Here is a 7,248-nt window from a genome sequence, read left to right on the forward strand (position 1 = left end):
GATCGCGGTTTCGTCATGGGGGATATCGAACAGGCGACGCCTTTCTTCTCCGGTCAATAATCGCCGCCGCGCCATCCTGCCTCCATCCCGAGTCGAGAGCGACAGGCTAGCGTCAATCTGGAGTATAGCCTAACCGGACGTCAGGATGCAGCGGCGGTTTCTGTCAGGATAGGGTTATGGCAAGCATTTATTGACGCATGTTCCGCCGTGTCATAGAATTCAACCTGACATTTTGACCGGAGGCGGCGATGAAAGGCCAGAGGATCGGTTACGTCCGGGTGAGCACATTCGATCAGAATGTCGATCGCCAGTTGGACGGGCAGTCGCTCGACCGGATTTTCACCGACAAGGCATCGGGCAAGGACATCAACCGCCCCGAACTCGATGCCATGCTCGCCTTCGCCCGCGAGGGTGACACCGTCGTGGTCCACAGCATGGATCGATTGGCGCGTAATCTCGACGATCTGCGCAAACTGGTTCAGTCCCTCACCAAAAGAGGCGTCCGGATCGAGTTCGTGAAGGAAAGCCTGGCCTTCTCGGGCGAGGATTCCCCGATGGCCAACCTGATGCTCTCGGTCATGGGTGCGTTCGCCGAATTCGAGCGCGCCCTGATCCGGGAGCGGCAGCGCGAAGGCATTGCGGTCGCCAGACAACGCGGTGCTTATCGCGGGCGGAAACGTTCCCTCTCCGACGAAATGGTCGCCGAGCTGCACCGCCGTGTTGATGACGGCGAGCGCAAGGCCGTCATCGCCCGTGACCTGGGGATCAGTCGCGAAACCCTCTACCAGTATCTCCGCGCTGCCACCTGAGCCGGTTTCACCCAGCCTCGCTCACCCTTAGGCTTGTCTGATTGATACGACCAATGTCACGTCTCTTGAATTGCTTGAATCATATCAATGAGGATTGGAGGTCTCCTTCGTCAAACGAATGGCAAGAGCGCGACCGATTGCCGCTGCGGCGACTGGCTGGACGGCGCTTGGCGGAAATGGTGCAACCGAACTAGCATTGATCTCGCAAAGCGCATAGGAGCCATCGCTGATGGCTTCACCAGGGCGAAATAGGAAGTCGGCGTCCCAAAGAAGCGGAAGATCGTGGTCGGCGATCGACAGCAACCTTTGCATCTCTGGAATCCAGCGATCCTCCATCGCTTTCCGTAAGGCTGCGAAGCGCGTCACCTCCGGTCCGAACATGGCGCGGCCCATCGGCTGTGGGGTTGACGACGTTGTATCAATGGCCGTTGGCGTCATCAGCGCAGTGATCAGGTTGTGCCCAAAGCCAACCACTCGGTGCCCGCACACGTAGCAGCGGACCATGCCCTCGGACGACTGCGGCTGATAAGCCTGATCGATCAGCACGCCGCCGTCGTTTAGAAACGGCACCCACCTTTCCAAGCACTCGGCTAGGCTGATGCGCTCCGATTTGCTTCCTTGGCGGGCCTCTTGAACTTTCACCGACGTTTTCAAAGCCGGAGCGTTTCCCGCTTCGTCTAGTTGGACACGCCATACATTCCTGCCGCCGTTGCCGTAGTTCGGCTTCAGCACGCGCGGGCCTGCGGCAAGATGTTCGGGGAAACGAGCGCGAAGGCCTTCAGCGTCCACGTATCGATCGACATCGCTGCCCCATTCCATGGATCGCGTTGTGTAGAGCACTTCCTTGACGCCGATTTTGGCGATCACGTCAGGATGCGCGCTGACGACAACGCCGCACCCCGCGACTTCGCGCAGCATTGGATCGAGCTGCGAGCGGTCGCCTGAAATGTCCAACGGATTCACCCAGACCAGCACTGCGTCGCACGACAGCAGCTCGTCCCGAATCTCGCGAACCGCCTCGTCCCTGTACAGTACAGGCCTTGCGGTCGCCCCGAGCGCCCGCAAGGCCTGCATTATCGGCCACTGCCGGGCTTCATGAAAGCGATGCGTCCACTCGGCTGCTTGCCCACGCCAAAGAAGAGCGATGTTCGGGCCGGATGTCATTGTTGCATCTCCCCATCGGACCTGTCCCCTTTGTGGTCGCGAACTCAGGTGTCGCGCAGCAGTGGGTGTTAAGCCACGGCGGTCGGGTTCAGCCGCCGCCGCGCAAAGCCGCGGCATAGCGCCGGTCGACCACTTCCCAGTCGATGTTGCGGAAGAAGGCGTCGACATATTTGGCGGCGGCGGTGCCGTAATCCATGTGGAAACTGTGCTCGTACATATCGAGCGCGAGCAGCGGCACGCCGGCAATCGCACCGTGCATATGATCCCACGCCCAATGGTTGTGCAGCGAGCGCGTGTGGAGATTGTAGACGAGCACGCACCAGCCCGATCCGCCGGCAAGGCTCATCCCGGTACGGCGGAAGTCGGCTTCCCAGCGGTCGAACGAGCCGAACGCCGCGCCCAGCGCGTCGCGGATGGAACCGGCTGCCTGGCCGTTGCCGCCGAGCCCGTCGAAATAGACCTCATGGAGCACGACCGAGCCGGTGCGGTGCAGCTCCTCGCGCTTCAATCCGCCATAGACCACCGGCGGCAGGTCCGTGTCAGCGAGCGCGGCGGCAAGTCGTGTCTCGATCATATTCAGGGCCTTGACCGAGCCCGCATAATTGTTCTCGTGGTGCGATGTGATCAGCCTTTCGGAGAGGCCGTGAAGCCTGGCGGGATTGAACCTGAGCGGCTTGACCTGATGATTTCCGGCAAAGGCGGGGACAGCCGCCGGCGCTGCGGCCGGCGTCTGCGCAGAGGCTTCGTTGATAGTCATGGCGGCGGCTCCGATGCCAAGAGTTGCGATTGCACTGCGTCGGGAAAGATGGTCGATCGTCACGCGTCACTCCTTCAGATGATCATTACATATGCGGCCCCGAGGACCGAGCAGACGCCGAGCACCGGCAGCATGCCGGCCTTGAACCGGAACATGGCGAGTATCGCACCCACCGCGAGCGCCAGCGCCGGCCAGTTGACGGACGTTAGGACTGGGAGATCGATGGTGCCGGCTGCGAACGGCACTTCGCGGACTTGCTCGAACAGAGTGTGGATACCAAACCAGACCGCCAGATTGAGGATCACGCCGACCACTGCGGCGGTGATCGCCGAAAGCGCGGCCGACAATGCGCGGTTGCCGCGCAGCCGCTCGATGAATGGCGCGCCGGCGAAGATCCACAGGAAGCATGGCAGGAAGGTAACCCAGGTGGTGAGGATTGCGCCGAAGGTCGCGGCGACGAGCGGCGGCAGCCCGGTCGCTTCGCGGAAGGCCGCGAGGAAGCCGACGAACTGCGTCACCATGATCAGCGGCCCGGGCGTGGTCTCGGCCATGCCGAGCCCGTCGAGCATCTCGCCGGGCTGGAGCCAGCCATAGGTCTCGACTGCCTCCTGCGCGACATAGGCGAGCACCGCATAGGCGCCGCCGAAGGTCACCACCGCCATCTGGCTGAAGAAGGTGGCGATGCGGCTGAACACGTCGTCGGGGCCGAACGCGAACAGCAGCGCTGCGACCGGCCCGAGCCAGAGCAGCAGCAGGACGCCGGAGATGCGCAGCGACCAAGAGAGGTTCGGCCGGGCATGGTCGGGAAGGCCCTCGCCAAGAGCGGTGTCGCGGTCGTGGATTATCTCAGCGCCGGCGGGACCATGTCCGCCGCCGCCCTTGAATGCGGCGTAACCAGCGCGGCCACCGAAGAAGCCGATCAGCGCGGCGGCAAGCACGATCAGCGGGAAGGGCACGTCGAGCACGAAGATCGCGACGAACGCCAGCGCGGCAAAACCGCGCATGACGTTGTTCTTCAAGGCACGCGAACCCACCCGGACCACCGCCTGTAGCACCACCGCCAGCACGGCGGCCTTCAATCCGAAGAACAATCCCTCGACCAGCGGCACTTCGCCGAGCAGCACATAGACATAGCTGAGCCCTAAAATCGCGAGGAAGCCGGGCAGCACGAATAGCGCGCCCGCGACCAGGCCGCCCTTGGTCTTATGGAGCAACCAGCCAATATAGACAGCTAGCTGTTGCGCTTCAGGGCCGGGCAGCAGCATGCAATAGTTGAGCGCGTGGAGGAACCGCTCCTCGCCGATCCAGCGCTTCTCCTCGACCAGGATGCGATGCATCACCGCTATCTGGCCCGCCGGTCCGCCGAAGCTGAGCAGCGCGACCCTGATCCAGACGCGCACCGCCTCGCCAAAGCTGATGCCGTGCTCGTGCAGCGTCTCGACTGCGATTTCAGCGCGTGCGCTGGCCTCCATCTTTAGTCCTCTTTTCGCCGGGTGAAGTGAGCATAGAATCCGTCGAGCGCGGTCGATCCGCGCGCGATCCGCTCCTCGTCGTCGTCGGTGCCGGCACAGATGCCGGCGATAAGCGCGCTCACTCCCGGAGTTTCCGGGCGCTCGAACCGAGCATCGGCAATATCAAGGTCGTGAACAATTTCGCCGAGCGCCCGCAGCGCGGGGTCGGTCTCGAGACCGGTGAGGAACACCAAGGTCTCGAAGGAGCAGCGGTCGCCTTCGTGGGTGAACTCAGCGTCCGCCATGTCGAACCTCAGTTCGTCAGGCTCCGGCACATATCCTTTGCCCTCGACGAACTTGAAGCTCGCCTCGGGGTCGATGAAGCGGCGAATGAGCCAGGCGGACGCGATGCGATCGACATGGACATGGCGGCGCGTCACCCAAACGCGGCGCTTTAGCTCCGCCGGGGTCAGCTCGGGCGCACCGGGGCCGCTCACATCGGGATGTTGGTGAGAGCGGCGGTCCGCCTCGGTGATGGCGGCCTGTGCCGCCTGCCGACCATGCGCACCGAAAAAGTCGATCGCGGCGACCTCGTTCAGGCGTTTGCGCAGGCGGCCCACATCCGCCGCCGCGACATACTCGCCCTCACACAGCGCGCGCGCCTCGCGTGCCAACTCCTCATAGTCGGCGTCACGCGCAGCGTCGAACACTCCGCGCAGCTCCGCATCGCCCATGCCGCCGACAAGGCGCGCTTCGAGGATCAGCGCCTCGCCGCCATTTTCGGTGATCTCGCGATGCAGTTCTTCGAACAGCGCGCGCGTGTCCTCGCGATTGGGGAGCGCATGGACGGCGTTCTTGAGCGGCGCGGCCCCGATCGCCTGCAAACGCCGCCAGACCTTCACCCGCAAATAGGCAGGCTTAGCCGGAAGCTGCGGGATCAGGAGCAACCAAGGGGAAGCTTGTGTGTTTGTCATAGTTGTATCGTCACTAGCCTACAAGTGTAAGGGTTGCATCACAAGCCTCATGAGCATAGGACTGCTTATCCCGAAGAAAGAAACCGGAGCGCAATGTCGCGGCTCGCCGGCGGCGCGCTCGCATGACGTGAGGCTTTCCGTGTCGAGTGCGCTGATGAAGGATCAATTATGCTGAAAAAGACCATCGCCTTGGGATTCGCCAGCCTCCTGCTGGCAAGCCCGGCATGGGCAGCGCCGGACTGGTCGGCTGTCGACCGGGCGATAGGACGAGCGGGGGCCGAACAGCCGGGGGGCGTTCACCGCTACAGCTTCCCGCGTTCGGACCTGAGCGTCACGCTGGATGGGGTGACGATCAAGCCCTCCCTCGCGCTCGGCTCTTGGGCGGCGTTTCAGCCGATGGGCGACGAGGCGATGGTGATGGGCGATCTCGTGCTGACCCACGACGAGGTGAACCCCGTTTTGAGCCGCCTGCTCGCAAGCGGTTTTACGATCACCGCGCTCCACAATCACCTGCTCCGCTCTTCGCCTGCGACCATGTACATGCACATTGCCGGCCACGGCGACCCGGTGAAGCTCGCGGCCGCGCTCCGGCAAGCGCTATCAGCCAGTCGGACCCCGCTCGCCGCGCCGCAATCGCCTTCGGCCAGCGCAGCCGCATCGCGGCTCGACCTCGATGTGGCCGCGCTCAACCGGTTGATGGGCGGTGAGGGCAAGACGGCCGGTGGCATCCTCCAATACAGCTTTCCGCGCGCCGAGCGGCTGATGGACGGCGATATGGAGACTCCGCCGACGATGGGCACGGCGACCGCGATCAACTTTCAGCCAACCGGGGACGGCCGAGCCGCCATCACCGGCGATTTCGTACTTGTCGCAAACGAGGTCGATCCGGTCCTGCGCGTGCTGCGGACGAACGGGATCGAGGTCACGGCGCTGCATAATCATATGCTAAACGACGAGCCGCGGCTGTTCTTCATGCACTTCTGGGCCAACGACGACGCAGCCAAGCTCGCCCGTGGGCTGCGCGCGGCGCTCGACAGGATGAACAATCAGAGGAGTTGAACTCGGACGACGGCTCATTGGGCCGTAACCGCCGCCCGCCCGACCCCACGGCCCTTATGCAGGAAGTGGAATGGAACATGGCTAGCAAACGAACTCTCACTGTTGTCGCAGGCGTGGGCGCGGCCGCGCTGGCGATCGCGGGCGTGGCGATCGCGCAAAACCACGAGGCGAACGAAAACCGGATAATCGGCAAGCACAGCGAACGAGACATCCCGCTTGCTCAGGTGCCCGAGGCCGCGATGAACGCGGCACGCGCGCAACTCGCGTCAATAAGCAAAGCGGAGCAAGTCACCCGAAAGGCGGACGGAAGCACGCTCTATGAAATCAAGGGCAAGAACAGCGACGGAAAGACGATCGAACTGTTCGTCACGCCCGAAGGCCAGGTGCTCGGCCGCGAATGATGGATCAGCACGGGGCGCCGGCCGTCGAGGGCCGTGCGCCCCTTCCGAAATGATACTGCGGAATAGGAGACGAAAATGCGGCCAAGGCGATGGATATTGTTATGCGCCGCTTTGGCCGCCCTGCCTGATAGTGCGATCGGCCAAACCGAACCCGCGTCGGCGACGGGCTCGGCGTTGTTCGTAAGCTGTCAAGCGAATGAGCCGCGATGCGGCGCTTACCTCCAAGGCGTGCTCGACATGATGATCGTCGCGCGAAAAGCGGAATGCCGCGCTCCACGCTATGACCGATCGGCGCTGCGCGCGGCATATTTACGCTGGGCGGAGCAGAATAGCTATTTTATGAGTGTTCATATGGTGGCCGGAGCTGAACGCTCGTTAGCGAAGGCTTGGCCATGTCAGTAGCATCGTACCCCGCGGCGTAGCCTGCCCGGCGGCTGCCTTTGAGGGCAGGCGGAGCGTCCGCCTGGCGGTGAATTCCGCCAGCTCAACGATCCCATGTCGCGCCTCAAGCTCGCTAATTAGCCGATGTTCGCATTATGTCTGCCAAATCGTTGTCTGGCGCACAAACCTTGAGGTGACGCCAAATATGTGAGCTGGTTGCCCATCCCCGGTATGGCGAAGGATTGCCGATAA

Annotated in this window: 8 protein-coding genes; 4 read left to right on the top strand and 4 right to left on the bottom strand. The window is 63.1% G+C overall.

Going from position 1 to position 7,248, the window contains the following annotated elements; translation table 11 throughout:
• Window positions 1–248 precede the first annotated feature (248 nt).
• A complete protein-coding gene (locus QZV93_RS17320; RefSeq protein ID WP_017184234.1) occupies window positions 249–809 on the top strand; it encodes a recombinase family protein in 561 nt (186 codons plus the stop codon).
• Window positions 810–893: 84 nt separating this feature from the next.
• Here the strand turns inward: QZV93_RS17320 and QZV93_RS17325 are convergent, their stop codons facing one another.
• From QZV93_RS17325 to QZV93_RS17340, 4 genes are all read right to left on the bottom strand, one after another.
• A complete protein-coding gene (locus QZV93_RS17325) occupies window positions 894–1,973 on the bottom strand; it encodes a Cj0069 family protein (RefSeq protein ID WP_157784811.1) in 1,080 nt (359 codons plus the stop codon).
• A gap of 88 nt (window positions 1,974–2,061) precedes the next feature.
• On the bottom strand, window positions 2,062–2,730 hold the full coding sequence (locus tag QZV93_RS17330; RefSeq protein WP_017184236.1) for a Fe-Mn family superoxide dismutase: 669 nt from the start codon (window positions 2,728–2,730) through the stop codon (window positions 2,062–2,064).
• Window positions 2,731–2,804: 74 nt separating this feature from the next.
• On the bottom strand, window positions 2,805–4,202 hold the full coding sequence (gene chrA, locus QZV93_RS17335) for a chromate efflux transporter (protein WP_040110184.1): 1,398 nt from the start codon (window positions 4,200–4,202) through the stop codon (window positions 2,805–2,807).
• 2 nt (window positions 4,203–4,204) lie between these two features.
• Window positions 4,205–5,128, bottom strand: coding sequence for a chromate resistance protein ChrB domain-containing protein (locus tag QZV93_RS17340; RefSeq protein WP_008603798.1), 924 nt, complete (start codon window positions 5,126–5,128; stop codon window positions 4,205–4,207).
• 198 nt (window positions 5,129–5,326) lie between these two features.
• On the opposite strand from QZV93_RS17340, the gene QZV93_RS17345 reads away from it, so the two are divergent.
• From QZV93_RS17345 to QZV93_RS17615, 3 genes are all read left to right on the top strand, one after another.
• A complete protein-coding gene (locus QZV93_RS17345; RefSeq protein WP_291550491.1) occupies window positions 5,327–6,214 on the top strand; it encodes a DUF1259 domain-containing protein in 888 nt (295 codons plus the stop codon).
• A 77-nt stretch (window positions 6,215–6,291) separates the two neighbouring features.
• Complete coding sequence (locus QZV93_RS17350; protein WP_202408384.1) at window positions 6,292–6,615, top strand: PepSY domain-containing protein; 324 nt, start codon at window positions 6,292–6,294, stop codon at window positions 6,613–6,615.
• Window positions 6,616–6,690: 75 nt separating this feature from the next.
• Window positions 6,691–7,017: a Rap1a/Tai family immunity protein gene (locus QZV93_RS17615; protein WP_223178489.1), complete on the top strand. Its 327-nt coding sequence runs from the start codon at window positions 6,691–6,693 to the stop codon at window positions 7,015–7,017.
• Window positions 7,018–7,248: the final 231 nt, after the last annotated feature.

The sequence above is a fragment of the uncultured Hyphomicrobium sp. genome, assembly GCF_902826555.1.
Lineage (GTDB): Bacteria > Pseudomonadota > Alphaproteobacteria > Rhizobiales > Hyphomicrobiaceae > Hyphomicrobium_C.